Here is a 25,234-nt window from a genome sequence, read left to right on the forward strand (position 1 = left end):
CGCATAGTTCACCCGTGCACCAACCTACGAAGGGATTTCGCCTTGCGCTGGCTCAGGATCGCCATAGGTTTCACTGTCAGCCTGCTGACATTGCTCTGCTTGTTCCCGGCCCAGGCGGCCGCACAAGGCAGTGGTTGGGCGATATTGCTCGACGAACAGGCCGACCTGCAACTGAGCGACATACGGTCCCCGCGCTACACCAATCAATTCAGCCCCACCGAACTGGACCGGATCACCGCTGCTCCGCCGGACGGTGCATTGTGGGTACGCTTCAAGCTGCAACCCGGCAAGCACGAGCAACTGCTGCGGGTGTTCGCCCCTGACCTGTCGCACCTGAGCCTGTACGTGCTGGACGGCGACGCCCTGGTCGAACAGCAGAACACCGGCACCCGCCAGCCGCAATCGGAGCGCCCGCTGCCCAGCAGTGACTTCATGCTGCCGATGCCCCAGAGCCAGAAGCCTCTGGAGGTGTACCTGCGCATGGTGTCGGAACACGAACTGCGCCCCTATATCACCCTGGAGCCGGCGGTACTGGCCGCCGCCAACCAGAACCAGACGCTGATCTACGGCCTGCTGTTCGGCGTACTGGCGATGTTGATCCTGCATAACCTCACGCGTTTCGCCTATCACCGCTCGCGCAGCAGCCTGTGGCTGGCGGCCTGCGAAGTGCTGTTGATGCTCAGCCTGGCGCTGCTGCTCAACCTGGTGGGACCGTGGCTGCCCAACTGGCACGCGATCCAGACCCCCGGCGCCTACCTCGCCCTGCTGCTCACCGCCCCTTGCGGGCTGATGTATGCCTACCGTTTCTTCATGCCGCTGGGCCCGCACCCGCTGAACAAGCTGTTGATGGCCGATATCCTGGTGATCGTGCTCTGCGGTCTGTTGCTGCTGTTCGTCAACACCCTGCCGCTGAACATCATCACCTACGCCCTGGTGGCCCTGGCCGGCCTGAGCATGCTGTTCGTCTCGGCCTATCACTGGCAAAAAGGCTACCGCCCGGCGCGCCTGTTCGTGGCGGCGATGGTGGTGTTCAACATCGGCACACTGATCATCCTGCCCGCCCTGCTCGGCCTGACGCTGGTGGCGCCGCAGGGGCTGATCGTGACATTGCTCGGCTTTATCTGCCTAAGCGGTCTGCTGATGAGCCTGGCGCTGGGCGAACGCCAGCGCGCCATTGTCGAAACCCGTTTCAGTCTCAGCCGCGACCTGGCCGCGAGCAACGCCGAAATCGCCGCCAAGGCCGAGTTCCTGGCCAAGATCAGCCATGAAATCCGTACCCCCATGAACGGCGTGCTGGGCATGACCGAGTTGCTGCTGGGCACGCCGCTGTCGGTCAAGCAGCGCGACTATGTGCAGACCATCCACAGCGCCGGCAACGAACTGCTCACGCTGATCAACGAGATTCTTGACATCTCCAAGCTCGAATCCGGGCAGATCGAGCTCGATGACGTGCAGTTCGACCTCAACGCACTGATCGACGACTGCCTGAGCATCTTCCGCGCCAAGGCCGAACAGCAGAACGTCGAGCTGATCAGCTTTATCCAGCCTCAGGTCCCCCGCGTCATCAGCGGCGACCCCACGCGCCTGCGCCAGGCGATGCTGAGCCTGTTGGAAAACGCCCTGCAGAAAACCGACGAAGGTGAAGTGCTGATCGTGATCGCACTGGAAGACCGCAACACCCAGCCACGCCTGCGCATTGCCGTGCAGGACAGCGGCCTGCCGATGGATGCCGCCGAACGTGACGCCTTGCTGCACAGCGAACTGCACAGCAAGAACTTCGTGTCGGCCACGCGCCTGAGCGGCCACCTGGGCCTGGTGATTGCCCGCCAGTTGATCCTGTTGATGAACGGCGAGTTCGGCATCAAGAGTGGCACGCACCAGGGCAGCACCCTGTGGCTGACCCTGCCGCTGGACCCGCAGCGCCTGCAACACCCGACCTGCGACCTCGACGGCCCGCTGCAAGATGCGCGCGTGCTGGTGGTGGACGACAACGACACCTGCCGCAAAGTGCTGGTGCAGCAATGCAGCGCCTGGGGGCTGAACGTGAGCGCCGTGTCGTCCGGCAAGGAGGCCCTGGCGCTGCTGCGCACCAAGGCGCACCTGCGCGATTACTTCGACGTGGTGCTGCTGGACCAGAACATGCCCGGCATGACCGGCATGCAGCTCGCGGCGAAGATCAAGGAAGACCCGAGCTTGAACCACGACATCCTGCTGATCATGCTCACCGGCATCAGCAACGCGCCGAGCAAGATCATCGCGCGCAACAGCGGGATCAAGCGCATCCTCGCCAAGCCGGTGGCCGGTTATACACTCAAGACCACCCTGGCCGACGAACTGACCCAGCGCAACAAAGGCAACACTCAGCCACGCGCGCAACTCAGCGCACCGGCCGCGATTACCGTGCCAGCCGACTTCCGCATCCTCGTGGCCGAAGACAACAGCATCTCCACCAAAGTGATTCGCGGCATGCTTGGCAAGCTCAACCTCAACCCGGACACCGCCAGCAACGGCGAAGAAGCCCTGCAAGCGATGAAGGCCCAGCGCTACGATCTGGTGTTGATGGACTGCGAAATGCCGATCCTCGATGGCTTCTCCGCCACCCAGCAACTGCGCGCGTGGGAAGTCAGCCACCAGCGCATCCGCACGCCGGTGGTGGCGCTGACTGCGCATATCCTCTCGGAACACAAGGAACGCGCACGCCAGGCCGGAATGGACGGGCACATGGCCAAGCCGGTGGAGTTGTCGCAGTTGCGTGAGCTGGTGGAGTTCTGGGTGGCGCAGCGCCAACAGCGCCCGGAACACACGCCTTCCTGACTTCAACGGGGTTGTCTTGCAGCAAACTCTAGCCGCTGTGGCGAGCGGGCTTGCCCTGATGCCGTTCAGTTAAGTGCAGATTCCCTGTGGCGAGCAGGCTTGTCCTGCGTTGGGCTGCGCAGCAGCCCCAAAACCATGTTCTGCGCAGTGTCAGGTACACCGCGTGTTCTTTGATTGGGGGCGCTTCGCGCCCCAACGCGGGGCAAGCCCGCTCGCCACAGAGGCCCCGGTTTGCTGCGCGACAGCGCTAAGTCGAAGACTTGGCGGAGCCTCCCACATTTTGTGTAGCGTTCGGCAAACCAAACCGGTCGGCTATAAAGCGGCCCCCCAAGTCGCCGTTACCGCAGAAACGGATATGTACACCGAAAAATCGTCTTCGCGGGCAAGCCCCTCCCACCGTTGGTCCCACAGGCCTGATAAATGCCTCAGATGCGGTATCTGGCGATAGCCGACTGCACCTTGTCTCCCGCGCTCTCGCGCATCAGCTGGATGGTCTTTTCGTTGACCAGCGAGGTATTGAGCACCAGGCAGGTCTGCCCGCTGAAGGCCTCGAACGAGGAACTGTCCCATTCCAGAAACGGCAGCCCTACCTGTTTGCTCACGCCCTGGCTGCTGTAGGTCACCAGCACCATCATCACTTCGCCGTTGGCTTCGGTGCACGACGCCACGCCAAAGTCTCCGCCCTGACGCAGCGTACTGTTGCGTTTGAACAACTCGAACGAGGCGGGTTGCTGCTTCATGGCCTCCAGCGCATCCGCCGCCAGCTTGGGCAAGGCCGCCAGCACCGGCCCGGCCAGTGCGGTCGAGGCGAGCATCGCGGCAATCATGTTCAGCACCGCCAGTTGCACCGTCAGGCCCTTGCCGCTGCTGGAGACCCGCTCGAAGCTGCTGCGCATCGGCAGCCAGCCCAGGCTGATCATCACCTTGATGAACTCGTCATACCACGCCTCGGTGCCGCGATGAATCTTCAACACATCGCTGACATAACTGCTGGCCAGCAAATAACTTTTGCGAATGTATTCGCGGCTCAGGCCGGACAGGCCCTCGGCAAACGAGATCACGCTGTTATTGACCACCGCCGCGTTCGAATCGTCGTCGGGGTCGGGCGCCGACAAAGCCTGCGCACCGAACGCCGCCGGAAGCTTGTAGGCCGCAATCAACTTGCGCCTTTTTGTACTGTTGATCCTTCTATGATGTCGCTCCATGTTCAGCTCTCCACAAGTGCCCCACATTGGGGCTGCCTCCACCCTAGTCCAGTGACGGGCGCGCTTGCCAGACGACACTTATCCCTTGCCTGCGCGCACCGCAACACGCCGCCCAGCAATTGCCGGGCGCAGCGTCAGGTCGCGCCTGTTTCATCGATGAAAAAAGAAAAAGCCCCGACCACCCACCGGTATAACCCGAGAATCAATCGGAGCTTTCCCACGGTATCAGGCGTTGGGTTTGTCGCCGTACCAGCGCGGCGTGTACACCCACTCACCGCCACCGGCACGCGGAAATGTGCAGGTGGTGGACGAGCCGATCAGCACCATGGTGCGCATGTCCACCTGCTCGGGCGTGAGTTGCCCCAGGGTGGTGACGCGCAGGGTCTGGCCCGGTCGCCCGATATCGCGGCCGAGCACCACCGGCGTTTCGGGCGTGCGGTGCTGTGCGACGATGTTCAGCGCTCGCCCCAGTTGCCACGGCCGTGCGCGGGAGATCGGGTTGTAGAACGCCAGCGCCAGGTCGGCCTGGGACGCGAGGTCCAGGCGTTTTTCGATGATCGACCAGGGCTTGAGGTTGTCCGACAGCGACATCACGCAGAAGTCATGACCCAGCGGCGCTCCGGCCTGGGCGGCGGTCGCCAGCGAGGCGGACACCCCCGGCAAAATCTGCAGGTCGACCTGATGCCACGCGGGGTCACTGGATTCGTGCAGCGCCTCGAGTACGGCCGCGGCCATGGCAAATACGCCCGGGTCGCCGGACGACACCACCACCACCGAACGGCCTTGCACGGCCAGTTCGAAGGCGTGCCGTGCGCGCTGCATTTCTTCGCGGTTGTCGGTGCAGTGCTGCACCTGATCGTCGCGGAACGGCCCGGCCATGCGCACATAGGTTTCATAGCCCAGCACATCGGTGCAGCGCGCCAGCTCGGCCTTCACCGCCGGCACCATCAACTCGGCGGCGCCGGGGCCAAGACCGATCACTGCGAGACGACCACGCGCGCGACCGACCAGGGACAGCTCCAGCGGCTGCTCGGCAACATCGATCACGATATCGGCGTCCTCGCTGACGCTGGCGAACCGCAGCGGCACCGCCAACTGCGTTGCGGCTTCGTGCAACGACGCGTCCGCCATCTGCGTGTCACTGGCCAACAGACAGGCCAGCGATTGCAGCGCGATGCCGGCCTGTTGCAGCGCGGTGCGCACCCGCTCGGCCAACTGCGCGCCCGGTTTGCAGGTGACGCTCACATTTTTCGGGTAGATCAGCAGTTCATTGGCCGCAGGCGCGCGCGCGGCGCTGCCCACGTGAATCGCCAGATGAGCCTGTTGATCCTGGGGCAGATTCGCCTCGTTCAACCATGGCGCCGCCCCTTCGATGCGCACACGTTCACCGGCCAGCAGATCGCTGACAAAGCGCTTGCCCAGCGCCAGGTCTCCCAGTTCATAACCCTGGGGCGGGTTGAGCAGGCAGGTGCCGAAACGCAGCTCGCCACTGGTGGTGATCGCCGCCGCCACGTTCAACGCCGCCGCGATCTCGCGCGCCATGACATTCACACCGCCCAGGCCACCGAGCAGCGGCACCACCGCACTGCCGTCCTCGGCCACCGCCAGCACGGCGGGCTCTTCGCCCTTTTCCAACAACAGCGGCGCCAGGGTGCGAATCACAATGCCGGCAGCGCACAGCGCAATCAGCGGCGTGCCCTGCTGGTAGAGCTGGCGCAACGTGGCGCCGAATTCGCTGTAATTTACGTCCGCGCCGTCGACGCGTCCGGCCAGGCCGTGGATCAATGCAGCGGGGTACACCTGCTGGATAGCGCGCGCGGTGGCGAGGCTGCCCTGGCCAAGGATAACAATCGCGGGATCGATCACCCTTGCCACCGTTCACCGGGCACGATGATCAGCGAGAAATACGGCGACGACATCGGCACCACCTGGTCCAGCGGCACGATTTTCTGATTGGCCATGGTTGCGCGCTCCACGTACAGCGCACGCTCAGCGAGCCCCAATTCTTCCAGCACCTGGCGCACCTTGGGGAAATTGCGGCCCAGCTTCATGATCACCGCCGCGTCGGCATCGGCCAGCCGGCGCTTGAGGTCTTCATGGGGCAATACGCCCGACAGCACCGACAGACTCTGGTTGCGGTACACCAACGGCGCACCGAGCACCGAAGCGCCACCGAGCATCGAGCACACGCCGGGGATGACCTGTGCTTCGTAGCGCTCGGCAAGGCGGTCGTGCAGGTACATGTAGGAGCCGTAGAAGAACGGATCACCCTCGCAGATCACCGCCACATCGCGGCCGGCATCGAGATGCGCGGCCACGTGCAGGCTGGCGGTGTCGTAGAAGTCGCTGATCACCTGTTCGTAGGACAGCGGCGCCGGCAACGCTTCGGTGGTCACCGGGTACACCAGCGGCATCAGGGTCTGCTGGGGCACCAGGTGGTCCTCGATGATGCTGAACGCGTTGCCTTTCTTGCCCTTGGCCACGAAGTACGCCACCACCGGGGATTCGCGCAGCAGGCGCAGGGCCTTCACGGTGATCAGCTCCGGGTCGCCGGGGCCGACGCCCAGGCCGATCAAGCGTCCGCGTGCCGGCATCACTCCACCTCCGTGGCAAGCGCATTGACGGCGGCGGCAGCCATGGCGCTGCCACCGAGGCGACCCTGCATGATCACGAAGGGCACGCCACGGCTGTCGGCGGCAAGCATCGCCTTGGATTCGGCGGCGCCGACGAAGCCGACAGGGAAGCCGAGGATCAGCGCCGGTTTCGGCGCGCCGGCATCGAGCATCTCCAGCAGGTAAAACAGCGCGGTCGGTGCGTTGCCGATCACCACCACACTGCCTTCCAGGTGCGGGCGCCACAGCTCCAGCGCGGCGGCAGAGCGGGTGTTGCCCAAGTCACGCGCCAACTGCGGCACGCTGTCGTCACGCAGGGTGCAGATCACCTGATTGTTGGCCGGCAGGCGCGTGCGGGTCACGCCTTCGGAGACCATCCGCGCGTCACACAGGATCGGCGCGCCGGCCGCCAGCGCAGCGCGCCCGGCCTTGCCCGCACCTTCGGAGAACTGCAGGCCGTCGATGGCGCCGACCATGCCGCACGCATGAATCACCCGCACCGCGAGTTTTTCCAGGTCGGCCGGGATGCGCTCCAGCTTGGCTTCCGCGCGAATGATGGCGAAGGAGTTGCGATAGATCTCCTGACCGTCGCGGATGTAATCAATCATCGGTGTTGCTCCGTGGACGAGCGCGCAGCACGGCGCCCGCCGCTTCAATGGAAAGGTTGCGCGCGTGCAGCCGGCCGAAACCCGGCTGGGCTGCATCGCGAAAATAGAGGTCGTAGTGGCCGCGGCTCACCGCCAGCAAGGTGACTGGCGCGATGTGCGCAGCGGCGCAGGAGCGCGAGCAGCCGGACAGGTGCACGTCATGGCCGGGCGGCAGGCCGAGGGCGTCGGCCTTGGTGTCGGCCAGGCCCTTGGCGCAGCCGCTGGAGCCGGTGCAGGCGATCACCCGGGCGAGGGGGGCGTCGGCCGAGCAGAGAAAGCCCAGTTGCGCCAAACCTGCAGTCACTGCTTGAGGTTGTGTGAGGTTGGGCAGCAGCACGCCTTGCCAGGGGGTGAAGCGCAAGGTGCCGTCGCCGTGCTCGCTGGCCAGTTGTGCGGCGCCGTTGAGCATCGTCGAATCCAGACGACCCAACGGCGCCACGGCGGCGACATAGCACCGGTTTTTCTGCCGTTGTGGATAACTGCCCAGGTGCAGCAAGGCGCTACTGGCCGCGCGTTTGAAGCCATCTGCCGGCAACAGCGGCAGGCTCAGGCGGCTCACCAGGTTATCCACAGCCAGATGACGCATGCGTGTTTGCTGCGGCGTCGCCAGCGCCAGAAACGCTTCCAGCACGGCGACCACCAGGGCATGCCCCTGCTCAAGACGCACGGCCGCCAGTGGCGCATCCAGCCCCGGGCAGCCGGCCAGGCCGAATGCCAGCAAGGTATCGCCGCCGCGTTCAAACGCCGACAACCACACGTCGTGCGGGTGTTCGAGCATCGCCAGGGCCTCGCCGCCGTCCAGTTGCACGGCGAACTTGGCCGACAGCTCATGAAAGCGCGGATGGTTTTCCAGCGTGGCGAGGATCTGCGCGGCCAGCGGGCGGGTGTCGAACAGCATCTGCGGGTCGATGCCGGCACTGGGGCTGAGCATCAGGTTACGCACGTCGTCACCCGCCGCATTATTCGGCCCAAGGCCTGCAGCCAGCAGGGCCGCGATCAAGGCGTCCTGCTCGGCGCCGATCCCGCGAATCTGCAGGTTGGCGCGGTTGGTCGCCTCGATCACGCCGCCCGCGTAGGCCCGGGCCGCGTCCGCCACCGCGTGGGCCTGGGTGGCGGTGATCGAACCGCCGGCCAGTTTGATCCGGCAGATGCCGCCATCCAGCGCCTGGACGATACGCAGCAACCCCGGACAAGCCGAGGGGCGCAAGGTGTTCAGGGCGGGCGATGGGTTCACGGGGCTACCGGTTGACGGGTAAAGGCGCGGTATTATGCCTGCTTTGTCCGGCGGCATGAAAAGCCTGCCCGTCGGATGTCGCTCAAGGAATGGATATGTCGCCCTGGCTGACGGTTGTAGGCATCGGTGAAGACGGCTTCAAGGGGCTGGGCAAAAACGCCCGGCACGCCCTGTTGCGCGCTACGCGGATTATAGGTGGTCAGCGCCAGTTGGACCTGCTGCCGGTGTGTATTCGCGGCGAGCGGCACGTGTGGCCGAGCCCGTTTTCTTTGGCGCCGGTGCTGGCACGGCGCGGTGAGCCGGTGTGCGTGCTGGCCAGCGGCGATCCGATGTTCTACGGCGTGGGCGCCAGCCTGGCGCGGCAGGTGCCGGCTGACGAACTGCTGGTGTTGCCGGCGCCGTCGTCCGTCTCGCTGGCGGCGGCGCGGCTGGGTTGGCCGTTGCAGGACGTGGTGACGTTATCCGTGGTCGCCCGGCCGCTGGCGGCGCTCAACGCGCATCTGGCCAGCGGCGTGCGTTTGCTGGTGTTAAGCAACGACGGCAGCAGCCCTGGGTTGATCGCCGCGTTGCTGGCACAGGCCGGATTTGGATCAAGCCGACTGAGCGTGTTTGAACACCTGGGCGGCGCGGATGAGCAGCGCATCGATGGGCTCGCGCAGTCGTGGACGCTGGACCGGGTCGCCGATTTGAACCTGGTCGCCATCGACTGCCAGGCCTGCAGCGACACGCCGGGGCTGTCACGCCTTGCCGGCCTGCCGGATTCGGCGTTCCGGCACGACGGTCAACTGACCAAGCGTGACGTGCGCGCCATGACCCTCGCGCGCCTCGCGCCGCTGCCCGGCGAACTGCTGTGGGACGTGGGCGCGGGCAGTGGCTCCATCGGCATCGAATGGATGCGCACGCACCCGAGCTGCCGCGCGTTGGCGATTGAAGCAGATACTGGTCGCCAGGGCCTGATCGAACACAACCGTGATGCCCTTGGCGTGCCGGGCCTGCAACTGATTCGCGGCAAGGCACCCGAGGTTCTGGCGGGGCTTGCGGCGCCGGACGCGATCTTCATCGGCGGCGGCGTCACCCGCGAGGGCGTGCTGGAAACCTGCTGGCAGCAATTGCGCCCAGGCGGGCGGCTGGTCGCCAACGCAGTAACTCTGCAAAGCGAAATGACCCTGATGAACTGGCGCGCCCGGCATGGCGGCGAACTCACGCGCATCCACGTGGCCCAGGCGCAGCCGTTGGGGGAATTCGATACGTGGCGCCAGGCGCTGCCGATCACCCTGCTGGACATGGTCAAGCCGTCATGAACAGGATTTTGCTGCTGGGCGGCGTGACCGAGGCGCTGGCCATCGCGCGGACGCTGGGGCCGCAGCATATCTACAGTCTGGCGGGGGTTGGGCGCGTGCCCACCGACCTGACCTGCCAGGTGCGCGTGGGCGGTTATGGCGGTGCGGACGGCCTGGCGCAGTTTGTGCGCGCCGAAGGCGTCAGCCTGATTCTCGACGCGACCCACCCGTATGCGGCGCAGATCAGCCACAACGCGGCCCAGGCGGCGCGCGCCTGCGGGGTGCCGTGCTGGGCGCTGCGGCGTCCGGCCTGGCAGCCGCAGCCCGGGGACGACTGGCGCGAAGTCAGTGACTGGACGCAGTTGGTTGAAGCGTTGAAACCGTTCAAACGACCGTTGTTCACCCTGGGCCGCGAGCCGTTGCAGCACCTCGACGAAATCCCTGACCACCAGTTCTGGACCCTGCGCGCGCTGGAGGTGTACCCGGGCAATGAGCGCTGCGAAGTGATCGGCGCGCGCGGGCCGTTTCTGCTGGAGGATGAGCGTCAGTTGTTTGCGCGCCAGCGAATTGATGTGCTGATCAGCAAAAACAGTGGCAGCACGGCCACCGAGCCGAAGCTGGAAGTGGCGCGGGAGTTGGGGGTGCCGGTGCTGGTGTTGAAGCGGCCAGTGTTGGCAGGAGTGGATCGAGAATTCACAGCGGTGGATGCGGTGCTGCAGGCAATCCACTCTCACTGAGAAATGCGCATCCACTACGGTCCTGGATATCGGGTGTACTTCAAGCGCATAGATGAAGTTATTTACCTGCTGTTGATGGGTGGCGATAAATCAACGCAAAAACGCGATATACAACGCGCGAGACACATCGCAGCTGAATTTGAAAAACCGGAGTGACGCATGACCAGGTTCAAAGATTTCGATATAGCCGAGCACCTCAACACCCCCGAGGATATGGCCGAGTACCTTGAAGCCTCTTTCGAAGAGGATTCCGGTGATGGATTGCTTATTCGCTCAGCCCTTAACAACATCGCCCGCGCCCAAGGCATGACCCAGATAGCCCGCGATACAGGCCTGGGCCGCGAAAGTTTATACAAAGCCCTCTCCAGCACTGGCAATCCCGAGTTCGCGACTATCATGAAAGTCATGAAGGCGCTGGGACTCAAGCTTCACGCCACTGCCATCTGATTGCACTGCGCCAGCCCACCACACCAGCCCTTTTTACTTATCCACCCCGTTCAGGCTAAATACCCGCCTGATCGCTTACCCCCACGGATTGTCCGCCATGGCCCGTCAACGCTTTGCACTTGCCTGGATCGCCTGCCTTGCAGTGCTGTTCAATGCGTTTGCCATGCCGCTGGCCAATGCGATGCAGCCAACGCACGATCCGGTCAAGCAGCTGTTCTGGGGCGGGTTCTGTTCGTCCACTGGCGCAAGCCTCAAGACCGTCGCCCTGGGCCAGTTGGAGATCCCGGCGCCGCAGCAGGACGATCACTCCACGATGCAGCATTGCTGGTGCTGCTCGGGCTCGACGCCATGGGTGGCGCTGCCGGGGCATGTGCCGCAGTTGTACGTCGCTCGTTTTGAAGCCTCCCAGGGCCTTTCACCGCCGTCGCCATACGCCCCAAACCCGCGCCGTCAATGGCCGAGCCTCAACCCCCGCGCCTCTCCCACGGTCTGATTTGCTTCGCTCGTGAACTGCGTTCAAAACCGTTCTGGAGAACTGTCATGCTCAAATCTTCCCTGCTGCTGGCCGCATTGCTGATGCCCGTGTTCAGCGCCGCCAATGCCGATGACTACAAGGCCGGCGAGCTGCTGGTCAGCGACCCCTGGTCCCAGGAGCTGCCACCGAATGCGCCCACCGTCGCAGCGTATTTCGTGATCCATAACGACGGCAAAACCCCGGACCGCCTGCTCGGTGTCGAAACCCCCGTGGCCGACAAGGCCGAGTTGCATGAGCATGTGATGCAGGGCGACCTGATGAAGATGCAGCAAGTGACCAGCGTCGCGGTGCCGGCCCACGGCGAGCTGACCTTCGCGCCCATGGCATATCACGTGATGCTGCTGGGCCTCAAGGACCGCAGTTTGTTGGCCGATGGCAAGCACTTCCCGCTGACCCTGACCTTCGAAAAGGCCGGCAGGGTCGAGGTGCAGGTGTCGGTACAAAAGGCACCGCCCCACGCGCATAACCACGCCCAATAGGTCGCTGATCGATGGGCGCCCCTCGCGCCGGGTTGTCTGCACGCCACCGCCTGACACGCGGCGGCTGGGTCAGCCTGTTCGCCATGCTGATGATCTTTATCGGTCCGCTGATTTCCCAGGCGATGCCGATGAACCATCACGTCGGCATGTCCATGGACATGCCGGCACACCACGGCAACTCCCATCACCCTCAAGCCCCCGACGATCATCACGCACTCTGGGCAAAATGCGGCTACTGCGACCTGCTGTTCAGTTGCCCTGCCCTGCCCGGCGGCGTGTCCTGGGTCGCCCTCGACATTCCGCCGCCGATAGCCGCCCTTACCCCCGCTCCGCGCCTGGGCCATGCCCGGCAAAGTACCTTCCCCGGCGCCCGTAGCCGCGCTCCGCCCGCTGCCGCGTAGGCCCTTCACACCCTGTGCTTGTAAAAAGCATCGGGAGCTAGCCCCCTTCGCACCTGTAAATGTGTGGGAGGGGGCTTGCTCCCGATGACGGCCCAATCGGCATCCAATATTCATGGCTTGCGGAGCCCCTGATGACCCCCCAAAAAGTATCCTTCTACAACCTCGCCTGGCGCTGGCACTTCTACGCCGGACTCTTCGTGGCCCCGTTCATGGTGCTGCTGGCCCTCACCGGCATCATCTACCTGTTCAAACCCCAGCTCGACCCGCTGATGTACGCCGACCTGCTCAACGTAAAAAGCGCCGAACACGCCCTCAGCGCCGATGAACAGTTGCAACGCGCCAGGGCCGCCTACCCGCAGGCGACGATCAGCAAGTACCTGCCACCGACCGACGCCACCCGCAGCGCGCAATTCGTCATGCACAACAGCGGCCGCGAAATAACCGTGTTCGTCGACCCCTATCGCGGCAACGTGCTCGGCGAGCAGGACGCCAAATACAACCTCCAAGCCATCGCCCGTGCGCTGCACGGTGAATTGATGATCGGCACCACCGGCGACCGCCTGGTGGAGCTCGCCGCCGGCTGGGGGGTCATGCTGGTGGTGTCCGGCCTGTACCTGTGGTGGCCGCGTGGCAAGTCATCGGCTGGGGTCTTGTGGCCGCGCCTGAACGCCAGGGGCCGCCTGCTGTGGCGCGACTTGCACGCCGTCGCCGGCTTCTGGGGCGCGGCCTTCCTGCTGGTGATGCTGCTCAGCGGCATGACCTGGACCGGCTTCTGGGGCAAGCAATACGCCGCCCTGTGGAACACCTTCCCGGCGGCGATGTGGAACAACGTGCCGCAGTCCGACCAGCAGGCGCGCATCCTCAACAGCGCCAGCCAGCAGACGGTGCCGTGGGCGATGGAAAACACGCCGATGCCGATGTCCGGCGACCATGCCGAACACATGAACCACGGCGCCATGCATGCAGGCCCCGCCGCGCCCAGCGTGCGCCTGCAACAGGTGGTCGACCTGGCCACTGCACGCCAGGTCGAACCCGGCTACAGCATCACCTTCCCCACCACCGCCACGGGCGTGTTCACCGTCTCGGTGTTCGCCGACGACCCGCGCAATGACGCCACCCTGCACGTGGACCAGTACACCGGCAAGGTCCTCGCCGACGTGCGCTGGCAGCATTACAACCTGGCGGCACGCGCCACCGAGACCGGTGTGATGCTGCACGAGGGCAAGATGTTCGGCTGGGTCAACCAGCTGATCGTACTGCTGATCTGCCTGATGATTCTGCTCAGCGCGGTCAGTGGCGTGGTGATCTGGTGGAAGCGCAGGCCCATGGGCGGGCTGGGCGTTCCGCCGCTGCGCCATGACCTGCCGAAATGGAAAACCGCGATGCTGATCATGCTCGGCCTGGCGATCATTTTCCCGTTGGTGGGCGCTTCGTTGATCGCCGTGTGGGCAGTCGATCGCCTGGTGCTGTCGCGTCTTTTTGCTCAAGGTGAATCCGCCTCAGGTTCTGCATGAAACCGGCGAGATGCCCACGCCACAAGGCTTGTGTAGGCTGCGCGGACGTTAGTCACGCAGCCGATAAGTGTTAACTTATAACACTTTGTGCGTTATCGTTGCTCGCCGCGCCCTGCGGCGAGCACACCCCAGGAAGACTGATCGACCGATGAACAAGTACCTAGCGTCCGGCCTGTGCCTGCTCGCCTTGCACAACAGCGCCCAGGCCCTGACTCTGCCCGCCAGCCCCGTCACCGCGCCCGCCGTGGATGACGAACGGGTCGACCTGAACACCCCGACCACCGCTGGCTCGCGCCTTAACCTCAGCGCCCTGCAAACCCCGGGCAGCGTCGAAAGCCAGACCGGCACGCAGATTCGCCAGCGTGGCGATGCCAGTGTGCAGGACGCCATCTCCCGTGCCACCGGCATCAGCCGCACCGGCTCGCCGGGCGACGGCGGCACCTCGTTGTCGGCGCGCGGTTTTACCGGCCAGGGTTCGGTGATGCAGCTGTACGACGGCAACCGCATGTACATGGGCATGGGCACTTCGACCTTCCCGGTGGACACCTGGTCGGTGGAGCGCGTAGACGTGCTGCGCGGCCCGGCTTCGGTGCTGTACGGCGAAGGCGCCACCGGCGCGGTGATCAACACGGTGCCGAAAAAACCGTTCGAAGGCGAAATCGAAAACCACGTGCGCCTCGGCTACGGCTCCTACGACCGCCAGCAGCAAGCCCTCGACAGCGGCGGCTCGCTGAGCGACACCTTGAGCTACCGCCTGAACCTCAATCGCCTGCGCAGCAACGGTTTCATCGACCGTGGCGATTCGGCCAGCGACTTCGTCAGCGGCGCCCTGCGCTGGCAAGCGGCCGACACCCTGAGCTTCACCCTCGCCAGCGACTACGGCGACCAGCAACCGCAAAACTACTTCGGCACCCCCTTGATCAACGGCCAGTTGCACAAGGGCCTGCGCGACAAGAACTACAACGTCAGCAACGACACCCAACACTACAACGACCAGTGGACGCGCCTGACCAGCGAGTGGCAGATCAACGACAGCGTCAGCGCCACCAACGAGTTGTTCTACCTGAAAAACCAGCGCCGCTGGCAGAACGCCGAGAACTACAACTTCACCAACGGCCAACTCACCCGCAGCGGCAACTTCGGCATCAAGCACAATCAGCAACAGGTGGGTGATCGCCAGACCGTCACCTTCAAGCACACGCTGTTCGGTCTCGACAGCCAGACCGTGACCGGCATTGAGTACAACCGCATCCGCTTTCGCCTGGCCAGCAACTCGCCGTTTGACGACACCTTTGCCAACGGCCAGCCCATCGACGTGAACCACCCGCAACCGGGGCCGTTTGCCAGCGCCGATCCGTTCGAACCGCTGTTCGCCACCACCACCAAAACCGTCGCAGGTTTTGCCGAAAACCGCCTGCAGCTCACCGACCAGCTCGCACTGGTTACCGGCATTCGCCGCGACTACGCCCATGTCGATCGCGATGATTTGCGCGATGGCAGCCAAACAAGCAGAACGCTGACCGGCAACAACTGGAAGGCCGGGCTGGTGTATGCGATCACGCCGGACACCTCGCTCTATGGCCAGTACGCCACCAGCACCGACGGCGTCGGCGGCCTGATCTCGCTGAGCCCGGGCCAGCAGCAGTTCGACCTGTCCACGGCCAGACAAAGCGAAATCGGCATCAAGCAGGCGTTCTGGAGCGGACGCGGCGACTGGGCCCTGGCGGCCTACCACATTGTGAAAAAGAAGCTGCTGACCGACGTTCCGGGCAACCCGAACCTCAAGCAGCAAGTCGGCCAGCAATCCTCCAGTGGCCTGGAAGCCAGCCTCGACCTGCAACTGCCCAATGCCTGGCAGCTGCACGCCAACGCCGCCCTCGTGCGTGCGCAGTACGACGACTTCCAGCAGGACGTCGGCGGTGTGCAGGTATCGCGCGACGGCAACCGCCCGGTGGACGTGCCGCGCCGTACCGCCAACCTGTGGCTGAGCAAGGCCGTGAGCGATAGCATCCGCGCCGGTGCCGGCGTGCGGTATGTCGATGCACGTTATGCCGACATGGCCAATCAGAACGAGCTGCCGAGCTACACCGTGGTGGACGCCAGCGTGTCATGGAAGGCCCTGCGCAACACCACCCTGGGCCTGCAACTGAACAACCTGTTTGACCGCACCTACGCCGTCAGCCAGTACAACGACGGCCAACAGTGGATCCTAGGCGAGCCGCGCTCGCTGTTCGTCACGGCGGACTACACCTTCTGACCGGCATTACACAGCCCCCTCCCACCTTTAGACCCTGCACTGCACCTGAGAAAATTGATGACCGCACTGAGCCTCACCCACCTCACCTGGACCCCACGGGACCACGGCAGCTGTCATCACCAGTTCCACCTGTGTGACGCCAGCCTGCACGTCGCCGCCGGTGAATTCGTGGGGCTGATAGGCCCCAATGGCAGCGGCAAGACCAGCCTGCTGCGCTGCGCTTATCGTTTCAGCAAACCGGACCAGGGCGACGTACTGCTGCAACATCAGAACGTGTGGAAGCAAAGCGCCAAATGGTGCGCGCAACGCATCGCCGTGGTGCTGCAGGAGTTCCCCGATGCCTTCGGCCTGCGCGTGGATGAAGTGGTCGCCATGGGCCGTACGCCCCACAAGGGCCTGTTCGATGGCGACACCGTGCACGACCGGCAGTTGGTGTGCAACATGCTCGAATCAGTTGGCATGCAAGGCTTCGAAGACCACGCTTTCGCCACCCTCTCAGGCGGCGAAAAGCAGCGTGTGATCCTCGCCCGCGCCCTGGCCCAGGAGCCGCACCTGCTGATCCTAGACGAGCCGACCAACCACCTCGACCCGCGTTACCAACTGGAGCTGCTGCGCCTGGTCAAGCGCCTGCACATCGGCACACTGGCCAGCATCCACGACCTCAACCTGGCCGCCGCGTTCTGTGATCGCCTGTATGTGATCGACCACGGCCGCATCATCGCCAGCGGCACGCCCCATGAAGTCCTCACTGCCGAACTGCTGCACGACGTGTTTGGCGTGCAGGCACTGATCGACACTCACCCCTTGTCCGGCTACCCCCGAATCACCTGGATAACTCAACCATGATGCTGCGCTCACTGCTGTCTCTCGCCCTGCTGTTCGGCACCGCCCAGGCGTTCGCCGAGGCCACCCATTACCCGGTGACCATCAAGAGCTGCAACCGCAACGTGACCTTCCAGGAAGCGCCGCAACACGCGGTCAGCCATGACATCAACATGACCCAGATGATGCTCGCCCTGGGCCTCAAGTCGCGCATGGCCGGCTACAGCGGCGTCACTGGCTGGAAGTCGGTCACCCCTGAAATGGCCGCGATCCTCGACGGCCTGCCGGAACTGGCGAGCAAGTACCCGTCGGTGGAAACCCTGCTCAACGCCAACGTGGATTTCTTCTTCGCCGGCTGGGACTACGGCATGCGCGTGGGCGGCGACCTCACGCCCGCCACCCTGCAACCCCTGGGCATCAACGTGTATGAGCTGACCGAGTCCTGCGCGTTCGTGATGAAGCGCAAGGCCGCGAGCCTGGACGACACTTACAACGACCTGCGCAACCTGGGCAAGATCTTCGACGTGCAGGACCGCGCCAATGTGCTGATCGCGCAGATGCAGGCGCAAGTCGCCGAGGTGCAAAAAGACCTGCCGGCCGACAAGCCCCGCGTGTTCCTCTACGACAGTGGCGAAGACCGCGCCATGACCTCCGGGCGCCTGGGCATGCCGCAGGCGCTGATCGCTGCCGCTGGCGGGCGCAATATCCTCGACGACATTGACGCCAGCTGGACCCGCGTCAACTGGGAAACCGTGGTGGAGCGCAACCCGCAGGTGATCGTGATCGTCGACTACAGCGAAATCACTGCCGACCAAAAGGAGCAATTCCTGCTCAACAACCCCGCGCTGCAAGGGGTGGACGCGATCAAAAACCAGCGCTTTATCGTGATCCCTTATGTGCAGGCCACGCCGGGCATCGACAACGTGCAGGCGGTGGAAACCCTGGCCAAGGGGTTCCACGGCGAATGATCAGTCGTCGCTACGCCCTGTTGCTCGCCGCCCTCGGTGCGCTGTTGCTGGTGTCCTGCGTGATCTCCCTGGGTTTTGGCCCGGCGCGGGTGCCGGTGGACGTGGTGTGGCGCATCCTGCTGCACAAGGCCTTTGGATTCGGCGAGGTGAACTGGCCGGCCGGGCAGGCGCATATTGTCTGGCTGATCCGCGTGCCGCGCATGCTGCTGGGGGCGCTGGTCGGTGCCGGCCTGGCGCTGATCGGCGCGGTGTTGCAGGCGGTCACGCGCAACCCGCTGGCCGACCCGCACCTACTCGGCGTCACATCCGGCGCCACCCTCGGCGCGGTGATCGTGGTGCTGCATGTGGGTGAAATCATCGGTTTGCTGACCCTGCCCATCGCCGCATTCATCGGCGCGCTGGCGAGCATGCTGGTGGTGCTGGCGGTGGCCAGTCGCAATGGCCGGCTGGAGAGCGATCGCCTGTTGCTGTGCGGCGTGGCGGTGTCGTTCGTGATGATGGCCGCCGCCAACCTGCTGCTGTTCATGGGCGACCATCGCGCGGCGTCGGCGGTGATGTTCTGGATGCTCGGCGGCCTCGGTTTGGCGCGCTGGGAATTACTGGCGATCCCCGCCGTCACGGTACTGCTGGGCTTGCTGATTCTGCTGGGTATGGCCCGACCGCTCAACGCATTGATGGCCGGCGAACAGACCGCCGTGACCCTGGGCCTCAACGCGCGCGCAGTGCGCCTGAAGGTGTTTCTGGTGGCCTCGCTGATGACTGGCGTGCTGGTGGCCATCAGCGGCTCCATCGGCTTCGTCGGGCTGATGGTGCCGCATATCGCGCGGCGTCTGGTCGGCGCCGAGCATCGTCGTCTGCTGCCGGTGTGCGCGCTGCTGGGCAGCTTGTTCCTGGTGTGGGTCGACGTGGCCGCTCGCACCCTGATCGCCCCCGAAGACCTGCCTATTGGCGTGGCCACGGCGGCGATTGGCGGGTTGTTTTTCATCGGGTTGATGCGCAAGCGCTAACGGCTCACAGTTCGTCCTTGTCCGGGACGAAACTGCCATTCACATCCTTGAAATCCGCCTCCACCTTGCCCTGCAGCCTCCAGAAGCGTCCCGGGTGAATCACTTGCAACTCGCCAATGCCTGCCAGCTCGATGACAACCCTGGAAGGGGCTGGTGCATCGGCTGAGTAGCCCTCGTCTTTCGACCACTTGGCGGCAGTGTCGAATAGCGTGGCCTCTTCATTGCTGAACCGCGGCATATAGCTCAACAACGCACCATCGCGCACCGATAGATAGACTCGGTTTACAGGCAGCCCCTTGCGTTTCAACTCATGAAGGTAGAACCCCAGCTCACGCCAGGAGACGAAGTACTGTCTGTACTCACTTTCACCGACCGCTTCAGGCTGGTCGAGCCCCGCATGAAACACCAGGTGAGCAGCATTCAACTGGTAACCCTGAGGCAACTGCGGCAGCGAGAACGCAAGGGAGGGGCTCGGTCCGCCCGCAAAGCGTGCCTGAGGAAACAATCGCTCGGCCACTGCCGAGGGAAAACCGTCGTCGGGCTGCGCAAGCACTGGCAGGTAGCAAAGACCGTCCTGGCTCGCCAGTTGAGCACCCAGATACTGTTCGCCGCTGAATGTCCCCGCCCGTCCATGGATATAGTGCGCGGCATCTTCGGCATGGGAATGAATCGGTCCCAGCACCAAACGGCTGTCGCGCGGGTCTGCAACGGCTCGTGTATGGCCCAGTTGCCAGTCGTCGCCGACCACGCCAAGCCCTGGCCAATTTGCGCTGGAGCGGAGCACCCGCAGCTCCCCGGCCGACGCCATGCGGCGAATATAATCACGCGGACTCAACAACCCCAGCCTTAAAAAGAGCAGGTCATTGGGCTTGATAAACTGCCTGTCCTGTATCACGAACTTGAGCAACGCACCGTCCGCACAGGAGATATAGAGCGGCAGGGCCGCGCGCGACGCGGTGGCATGCAGAAGCGCAAGCGCACTTTTCAAATCAGCAGGCGAGAACAGCCCCAGGTACCGGCTGGCCCCCGCCACCGACGACCCCGCCGGATGAAAGTCAGCGTGCTGCGGCACGCAAAAATACAGCCCGGCCATTTCATAGCGGTAGGGGTAACCGACGTCGCTGAACACCCGGCGATGAGCAAACCTGGCGCCCCTGTCGGCCACTGGCAACGTCGCGGTGAAGTTGCCGTTTTTCATGGACTTGAGCAGGTAACCGAAACTCAGTTCGGCACGCGTCGTCACTTGTTGGTGTACACACAGTGCGGCGTCGTCCGGTTGGGCGCAGATCGCGCTACAGGACGGATCAGTTTGAGCCATGGGGTAGCCCCGATCGGTACTGACAGCCGAAGCGAACGGGAGCCACCAGTTCGATACCTGGCCCGGCTCACCCCACATCCGGCTGCCCACCACCACCTGCAATGGGTAGGTCCCGGCGACTAGTTTCACATACTCCAAAGGCGTCAACTCGCCGGAGCGAAGCTTGCGCTCAAGCTCTCCATGCAGCCAATCGTGGCGGCCCTGCGGGTGCAATACCACATTTTGACGGCTGATCAGCCTGGAGCGAGGTGTTATCAGCAGGCTGATCAATGATCCGTCCGCCCCCAATGAATAGTGATGCCTGTGATCGGCTACGGCGGCCATGGCCTGGGCCAGGACCCGCGTGGAAAACATGGCGCTGTAGATCACTGCCTGCTCGGCTGTCAGCAGGAACGGCATGTGCCTCGCAGGCTTTGAGTGATACAGCGCAACCACCGAGGTGAGAACAGGATGAAGCCCCAGGTCGGCCAACCTGTCAGGAAAAATCTGCTTGATATCGAACACTTCATTGAGCACCACAACCGGCTCGGTGGCCAGGAACCAGCCATCGTCGCGTCGCAGGATCGCACCGCCGTAGCAAACGCGCGCTGTCACCGGCACACGCCGACGCACATACCGCGCAGCATCGTCCATCGACAGGAAAGCGGGGCTCAAGCGGCGACGCTGAATATGCGCGTAGGGCTGCCACTGCCCCGTTACCTTGCCCAGGCGGTCCCAGCAATGACTGTAGCGGATGACCTGCAGGTCACCCGAATTGGCCACCTTGTGGACAAACTCCGGTGCAGAGAGGGTACCGCTATCCAGCTTGGCCTGGACCGTCTCAAACGTATCGCCTTCGCTTTGCGCTTCAAACAAGGCGCTGGTAGAGGGTGAGCGATAGCGTAGCAATACACCTTCGGGCGGTGCGATATACAACGAAGGCTGCCGGGTCGACGGCGACTGGGCGTTACGTAACTGGGTAATCGCAATACTCAAATCCTGCGGCGCGATAAAAAAACGTTCCAGCCATTTCGTCTTGCCTTCATTCGACCATTGCTGGGAGTAGTACACACCACAGCAACCAAAACCTTCAGGCACCGGGTTTGCGGATACGTCCGCCAGGGACAGCAGCGGTGTCTTGCGCGTGGTCGCCACGAGCTCGCTGGCGAGGTACTCCTGTTTTTCTTCGTGCTTGAAAATAAAGGCGAAGTACTGATCGGCATAGCGCTGCTGCTCCCGCTCAGGCCGACGATGGTAGACATCCAGCGCGGCCGCATCCGCCGTTTCGAATAGCCCACCGTAACTCAGCTCGACCGGGCGCTGAAACTCCAGCACGCGAACAAAAGGCCCCCAGTCCACTGCCACTTTCTCGGCCGGCCCCCACAGCGCCGTGCCGGTCATGACCCGCAAGGTGCCCCCCTCGACAAGGGAGCGGACCACGTCGGCTGGCTTGATCTTGCCGTCTTCGAGTTGCCTGGCGATGGGGCTCATCCCGCCGGCTGCATCGGCTTGCCACTGCTGCCGCCAATTGCCCGGGGCGGGACCTGGCTGGAAGCTGATCAAGCTGTCCTGTGTCCCTGACAAATACCCCGGCAACCCGGACTGAACAATCGCCTCGACCTCCTGATCGGTGAACATTTGCCCATACAGTTCGGCTTCCTGGTGCGTCCACTTGAGCCGGGCGCTATTGGCCGTCTCCATCGTCGACAGTCCTGGACAGGCGCCATAGCGCCCTTTCAAGCGATGGCCTGCATGCAGAATAATCATTTTCCCCAACCGGCCCTTTGGGTACCAGCCGTCATGCAGCAATCCCCGCACAGGCGTCTCAACAGGTTCTGTGACCACAAAGCGACCGTCACTGCGTTGCAAAACGAGCCCGCCGGACATCTTGTCCCGACGCCCGCCGATACTGGCGTGAGCGTAGCGAACCGCATCGTCGGCCGTCAGAAAACGGCGACTGAGCCCCGGCAACGGAAAATCGGCGTAGGGTTCCCACGTCTCCTCGACCACACCGAGGCGGTCCCACAGCGCACTGGTCTTCTGCACCGACAATTCACCTGCCTGCGCCACCTGGCGCACGAACGCTCGAGTCAACAAGGTGCCGGCCTTGAGTTTGGCCTGGTGCCCGTTGTCATTGACTGTGCCGTCGCTGTACGTGTCGAACAGCTTCGACTCGGCGGCCGAACCAGAGAAGCGGTAGTACAGGATCGCCTCATCACGTAGCCGGATGAACAGCGAAGCACCGAGGTTTGATTGCACGCTGAGGGCAAAATGTCGGTAGTGGGCGATGTGCCGGGCCAGCTGCATCGGGCTGATGAAGTTTTTGTACAGCCAGTCTTCCAGTTCAGGGTAATTGGCCGGCAACGGTCGCGCCTGCACGTAGAAGCCGCGTACGTAGCAGCCGGCAGGGAGCGGCGGCAGTGGATCGAACAGCGGCTCGACCGCGACGGGTTCGCTGGCGATGTAACGCTCCGAGAGCGTCTGCTGCAGGATCACCACCTGTTGTTGCAACGCGGGCTGGCGCTGAATGCGCTGTTGAGCGTAGTTCAGCGCCAGGTCCTGCGAGGGAAACACCGGCCCGCAGGGCAAGGTCAGCGGTTCGCTGGCGAACGGTCTGAGCGGTTGCCAATCCTGCGGCACCTCGCCGACGGAGCCGCCCCATGACGGGCTGGATACCAGGAACGTCAATTTGCCCACACTGGCGAGCTTTTTGAACGCGCCTTCCAGGGTCCCATCGGGCGCGTCAGGTGAGGTCCAGGGACCCTGCGTCTTCAACCAATTCACATGGCCTTCGGCAGCCTTGACGTCGTGCACCTGATACTTGAGCAAGGCGCCGTCCGGGCCAGACAAATAGGCCAGCCTGAATCGCGCGCGCTCCGTGAAGTTGAAAATAATATCCGGCTCGGAATAGAAGCTGAGAAACGCCTTGACCTGCGGCATCGACCACGACGGGTTCAATTGACTGGTGGACTGAACGATGTCCGGGTGGGAATGCAGGCTGGCCACGATCCGGTAGCCGGTCGGGTCAATGAAGTCTGCGGTGGGTCCGGAGCGATCCAGCAGTTGGGTCCAGTCAAACGTGCTGGCGCGGCCAACAACAGGTTGCGAGGCGACAAACAGATCATCGGACAGCCGCTGCAGGATCACGCTGCCGTACTCGTGCTCGGCGGTGCGCGGGATGCGCTCGTGCACGTAGCGTGCAGCATCATCGGCGCTGAGAAAAGCGGGGGTCAGGGTGCCGAGAGTGGCGCGCTTTTCCCGGGAGAGGGGTGCATCCATGACATAAACCTCGAAACGCAATATGGATAAGCGTTTCATCCTCTCCCGTCGCCAACGCCGCGGGCGCTACATAGTTGCTCTCGCTGACACTGTGCGGTTCGTACCCCACGGTGTCCTGCTGCAAACCTGGCTTGAACATAGCTAACGCGCGTCATTTTGGCGCTTGGCAGCGCACCATCAATTGCGCCTGCCCGCTTGTGGTGCGCCATCGCGCCAGGCCCCCTGGCGAAACGACCGACAGGTGCTCTTTTCCGACTAGGCACACCCCTTGCAATGCCTCCTGCATCTGCCCTTACAACACCAACAGGTTCTCGGAGATCGCACCATGAAGCGTCGCAGCTTGATCAAGGCTTTCACTCTTTCCGCCTCCATCGTCGCCATGGGCCTGACCTGGACCGCACAGGCCGCAGAGACCATCAAGGTCGGCATCCTGCATTCGTTGTCCGGCACGATGGCGATCTCCGAAACGTCCCTTAAAGACATGGCGCTGATGACCATCGACGAGATCAACGCCAAGGGTGGTGTGAACGGCAAGATGCTTGAGCCGGTGGTCGTGGACCCGGCGTCGAACTGGCCGCTGTTCGCCGAGAAGGGCCGTCAGTTGCTGACCCAGGACAAGGTCGCCGTGGTGTTCGGTTGCTGGACCTCGGTGTCACGCAAATCGGTATTGCCGGTGTTCGAAGAGCTCAACGGCCTGCTGTTCTACCCGGTGCAATACGAAGGTGAAGAGATGTCGCCAAACGTGTTCTACACCGGTGCGGCGCCCAACCAGCAGGCGATCCCGGCAGTGGAATACCTGATGAGCGAAGAAGGCGGCAGCGCCAAGCGCTTCTTCCTGCTGGGAACCGACTACGTCTACCCGCGCACCACCAACAAGATTCTGCGTTCGTTCCTGCACTCCAAAGGCGTGGCGGACAAGGACATCGAAGAGGTCTACACCCCCTTCGGCCACGCCGATTACCAGACCATCGTCGCCAACATCAAGAAGTTCTCCGCCGGCGGCAAAACCGCCGTCATCTCCACCGTCAACGGCGATTCCAACGTGCCGTTCTACAAAGAGCTGGCCAACCAGGGCCTGAAAGCCACCGACGTGCCCGTGGTGGCGTTCTCGGTGGGCGAAGAGGAACTGCGCGGCATCGACACCAAGCCGCTGGTGGGCAACCTCGCCGCCTGGAACTACTTCCAGTCGGTGGAGAACCCGGTGAACAAGAAATTCGTCGCCGACTGGAAAGCCTACGCCAAGAAACACAACCTGCCGGGCGCCGACAAAGCGGTGACCAACGACCCGATGGAAGCCACCTACGTGGGCATCCACATGTGGGCGCAGGCAGCGGAAAAAGCCAAGTCCACCGACGTCGACAAAGTGCGTGAAGCCCTGGCCGGCCAGACCTTCGCCGCGCCGTCCGGCTTCACCCTGACCATGGACAAGACCAACCACCACCTGCACAAGCCAGTGATGATCGGCGAGATCCAGGCCGACGGGCAGTTTCAGGTGGTGTGGCAGACCGAAGAGCCGATCCGTGCCCAGCCGTGGAGCCCTTACATTCCGGGCAATGACAAGAAGCCGGACTATGCGGTGAAGAGCAACTAAAGCCGCACCACAGGTTAAAAATGTGGGAGGGGGCTTGCCCCCGATGGCGGTGCATCAGTGACAGAAGTTTCACCTGACACTCCGCTATCGGGGGCAAGCCCCCTCCCA

19 protein-coding genes and 1 pseudogene are annotated in these 25,234 nt (G+C 63.7%); 14 read left to right on the forward strand and 6 right to left on the reverse strand.

What is annotated here, in order from left to right; all coding sequences use genetic code 11:
- Positions 1-42: 42 nt before the first annotated feature.
- Positions 43-2,814 carry a hybrid sensor histidine kinase/response regulator gene (locus ACXX81_RS19650; protein ID WP_209988082.1) on the forward strand — a complete coding sequence of 924 codons (2,772 nt, stop codon included), beginning with the start codon at positions 43-45 and terminating at the stop codon, positions 2,812-2,814.
- Positions 2,815-3,239: 425 nt separating this feature from the next.
- Here the strand turns inward: ACXX81_RS19650 and ACXX81_RS19655 are convergent, their stop codons facing one another.
- The 5 genes from ACXX81_RS19655 to cobG all read right to left on the reverse strand — a co-directional run bounded on the left by ACXX81_RS19655 (position 3,240) and on the right by cobG (position 8,569).
- Entirely contained in the window at positions 3,240-4,019 is a 780-nt protein-coding gene (locus ACXX81_RS19655) for a hypothetical protein (protein WP_209988080.1), read from the reverse strand.
- A 225-nt stretch (positions 4,020-4,244) separates the two neighbouring features.
- Entirely contained in the window at positions 4,245-5,882 is a 1,638-nt protein-coding gene (gene cobJ / locus ACXX81_RS19660) for a precorrin-3B C(17)-methyltransferase (protein WP_458572602.1), read from the reverse strand.
- On the reverse strand, positions 5,882-6,613 hold the full coding sequence (locus tag ACXX81_RS19665; RefSeq protein WP_231422429.1) for a precorrin-2 C(20)-methyltransferase: 732 nt from the start codon (positions 6,611-6,613) through the stop codon (positions 5,882-5,884). Before ACXX81_RS19665 ends, cobJ begins: the two co-directional genes overlap by 1 nt.
- A complete protein-coding gene (locus ACXX81_RS19670) occupies positions 6,613-7,239 on the reverse strand; it encodes a precorrin-8X methylmutase (RefSeq protein WP_458572238.1) in 627 nt (208 codons plus the stop codon). The genes ACXX81_RS19665 and ACXX81_RS19670 overlap by 1 nt, the downstream gene beginning before the upstream one ends.
- On the reverse strand, positions 7,232-8,569 hold the full coding sequence (gene cobG, locus ACXX81_RS19675; RefSeq protein WP_458572239.1) for a precorrin-3B synthase: 1,338 nt from the start codon (positions 8,567-8,569) through the stop codon (positions 7,232-7,234). Before cobG ends, ACXX81_RS19670 begins: the two co-directional genes overlap by 8 nt.
- Positions 8,570-8,607: 38 nt before the next feature.
- Between cobG and cbiE the strand changes: the two genes are divergently transcribed.
- The 12 genes and pseudogenes from cbiE (at position 8,608) to ACXX81_RS19735 (ending at position 18,959) form a co-directional block, all read left to right on the forward strand.
- A complete protein-coding gene (cbiE, locus tag ACXX81_RS19680) occupies positions 8,608-9,813 on the forward strand; it encodes a precorrin-6y C5,15-methyltransferase (decarboxylating) subunit CbiE (RefSeq protein WP_322212532.1) in 1,206 nt (401 codons plus the stop codon).
- Complete coding sequence (locus ACXX81_RS19685; RefSeq protein WP_231422425.1) at positions 9,810-10,529, forward strand: cobalt-precorrin-6A reductase; 720 nt, start codon at positions 9,810-9,812, stop codon at positions 10,527-10,529. Before cbiE ends, ACXX81_RS19685 begins: the two co-directional genes overlap by 4 nt.
- Positions 10,530-10,685 (forward strand): annotated as a pseudogene (locus tag ACXX81_RS19690) (type II toxin-antitoxin system RelE/ParE family toxin); the annotation flags it as partial.
- Between the two features lie 3 nt (positions 10,686-10,688).
- Positions 10,689-10,976 (forward strand): addiction module antidote protein, encoded by a 288-nt coding sequence (locus ACXX81_RS19695; protein WP_458572240.1) that lies wholly within the window; start codon positions 10,689-10,691, stop codon positions 10,974-10,976.
- Between the two features lie 97 nt (positions 10,977-11,073).
- Entirely contained in the window at positions 11,074-11,469 is a 396-nt protein-coding gene (locus ACXX81_RS19700; RefSeq protein ID WP_458572241.1) for a DUF2946 domain-containing protein, read from the forward strand.
- Positions 11,470-11,516: 47 nt separating this feature from the next.
- On the forward strand, positions 11,517-11,990 hold the full coding sequence (locus tag ACXX81_RS19705; RefSeq protein ID WP_209988063.1) for a copper chaperone PCu(A)C: 474 nt from the start codon (positions 11,517-11,519) through the stop codon (positions 11,988-11,990).
- Positions 11,991-12,001: 11 nt separating this feature from the next.
- The gene (locus ACXX81_RS19710; protein WP_458572242.1) at positions 12,002-12,391 is read left to right on the forward strand and encodes a DUF2946 domain-containing protein; all 390 of its coding nucleotides are present in this window, start codon (positions 12,002-12,004) and stop codon (positions 12,389-12,391) included.
- A gap of 131 nt (positions 12,392-12,522) precedes the next feature.
- A complete protein-coding gene (locus ACXX81_RS19715) occupies positions 12,523-13,905 on the forward strand; it encodes a PepSY-associated TM helix domain-containing protein (protein WP_458572243.1) in 1,383 nt (460 codons plus the stop codon).
- Positions 13,906-14,053: 148 nt separating this feature from the next.
- Complete coding sequence (locus ACXX81_RS19720; RefSeq protein WP_458572244.1) at positions 14,054-16,162, forward strand: TonB-dependent receptor; 2,109 nt, start codon at positions 14,054-14,056, stop codon at positions 16,160-16,162.
- Positions 16,163-16,219: 57 nt separating this feature from the next.
- Positions 16,220-17,008: an ABC transporter ATP-binding protein gene (locus ACXX81_RS19725; protein WP_458572245.1), complete on the forward strand. Its 789-nt coding sequence runs from the start codon at positions 16,220-16,222 to the stop codon at positions 17,006-17,008.
- A complete protein-coding gene (locus ACXX81_RS19730) occupies positions 17,005-17,952 on the forward strand; it encodes an ABC transporter substrate-binding protein (RefSeq protein ID WP_322212525.1) in 948 nt (315 codons plus the stop codon). Before ACXX81_RS19725 ends, ACXX81_RS19730 begins: the two co-directional genes overlap by 4 nt.
- Positions 17,949-18,959, forward strand: coding sequence for a FecCD family ABC transporter permease (locus ACXX81_RS19735; protein WP_458572246.1), 1,011 nt, complete (start codon positions 17,949-17,951; stop codon positions 18,957-18,959). The genes ACXX81_RS19730 and ACXX81_RS19735 overlap by 4 nt, the downstream gene beginning before the upstream one ends.
- Positions 18,960-18,963: 4 nt before the next feature.
- Here the strand turns inward: ACXX81_RS19735 and ACXX81_RS19740 are convergent, their stop codons facing one another.
- Positions 18,964-23,535: a hypothetical protein gene (locus ACXX81_RS19740; RefSeq protein ID WP_458572247.1), complete on the reverse strand. Its 4,572-nt coding sequence runs from the start codon at positions 23,533-23,535 to the stop codon at positions 18,964-18,966.
- A gap of 325 nt (positions 23,536-23,860) precedes the next feature.
- Between ACXX81_RS19740 and urtA the strand changes: the two genes are divergently transcribed.
- Positions 23,861-25,126 carry an urea ABC transporter substrate-binding protein gene (urtA, locus tag ACXX81_RS19745; RefSeq protein WP_209988044.1) on the forward strand — a complete coding sequence of 422 codons (1,266 nt, stop codon included), beginning with the start codon at positions 23,861-23,863 and terminating at the stop codon, positions 25,124-25,126.
- The last annotated feature ends 108 nt before the right edge of the window (positions 25,127-25,234 follow it).

This window comes from Pseudomonas sp. GNP013, assembly GCF_054343995.1.

What these genes read in the sequence shown, in the direction of transcription:
- ACXX81_RS19655 (WP_209988080.1), bottom strand. Translation starts at nt 4,019, where the DNA reads ATGGAGCGACATCATAGAAGGATCAACAGTACAAAAAGGCGCAAGTTG.
- ACXX81_RS19665 (WP_231422429.1), bottom strand. Translation starts at nt 6,613, where the DNA reads ATGCCGGCACGCGGACGCTTGATCGGCCTGGGCGTCGGCCCCGGCGAC.
- ACXX81_RS19670 (WP_458572238.1), bottom strand. Translation starts at nt 7,239, where the DNA reads ATGATTGATTACATCCGCGACGGTCAGGAGATCTATCGCAACTCCTTC.
- cobG (WP_458572239.1), bottom strand. Translation starts at nt 8,569, where the DNA reads ATGCCGCCGGACAAAGCAGGCATAATACCGCGCCTTTACCCGTCAACC.
- cbiE (WP_322212532.1), top strand. Translation starts at nt 8,608, where the DNA reads ATGTCGCCCTGGCTGACGGTTGTAGGCATCGGTGAAGACGGCTTCAAG.
- ACXX81_RS19685 (WP_231422425.1), top strand. Translation starts at nt 9,810, where the DNA reads ATGAACAGGATTTTGCTGCTGGGCGGCGTGACCGAGGCGCTGGCCATC.
- ACXX81_RS19695 (WP_458572240.1), top strand. Translation starts at nt 10,689, where the DNA reads ATGACCAGGTTCAAAGATTTCGATATAGCCGAGCACCTCAACACCCCC.
- ACXX81_RS19700 (WP_458572241.1), top strand. Translation starts at nt 11,074, where the DNA reads ATGGCCCGTCAACGCTTTGCACTTGCCTGGATCGCCTGCCTTGCAGTG.
- ACXX81_RS19705 (WP_209988063.1), top strand. Translation starts at nt 11,517, where the DNA reads ATGCTCAAATCTTCCCTGCTGCTGGCCGCATTGCTGATGCCCGTGTTC.
- ACXX81_RS19710 (WP_458572242.1), top strand. Translation starts at nt 12,002, where the DNA reads ATGGGCGCCCCTCGCGCCGGGTTGTCTGCACGCCACCGCCTGACACGC.
- ACXX81_RS19715 (WP_458572243.1), top strand. Translation starts at nt 12,523, where the DNA reads ATGACCCCCCAAAAAGTATCCTTCTACAACCTCGCCTGGCGCTGGCAC.
- ACXX81_RS19720 (WP_458572244.1), top strand. Translation starts at nt 14,054, where the DNA reads ATGAACAAGTACCTAGCGTCCGGCCTGTGCCTGCTCGCCTTGCACAAC.
- ACXX81_RS19725 (WP_458572245.1), top strand. Translation starts at nt 16,220, where the DNA reads ATGACCGCACTGAGCCTCACCCACCTCACCTGGACCCCACGGGACCAC.
- ACXX81_RS19730 (WP_322212525.1), top strand. Translation starts at nt 17,005, where the DNA reads ATGATGCTGCGCTCACTGCTGTCTCTCGCCCTGCTGTTCGGCACCGCC.
- ACXX81_RS19735 (WP_458572246.1), top strand. Translation starts at nt 17,949, where the DNA reads ATGATCAGTCGTCGCTACGCCCTGTTGCTCGCCGCCCTCGGTGCGCTG.
- ACXX81_RS19740 (WP_458572247.1), bottom strand. Translation starts at nt 23,535, where the DNA reads ATGGATGCACCCCTCTCCCGGGAAAAGCGCGCCACTCTCGGCACCCTG.
- urtA (WP_209988044.1), top strand. Translation starts at nt 23,861, where the DNA reads ATGAAGCGTCGCAGCTTGATCAAGGCTTTCACTCTTTCCGCCTCCATC.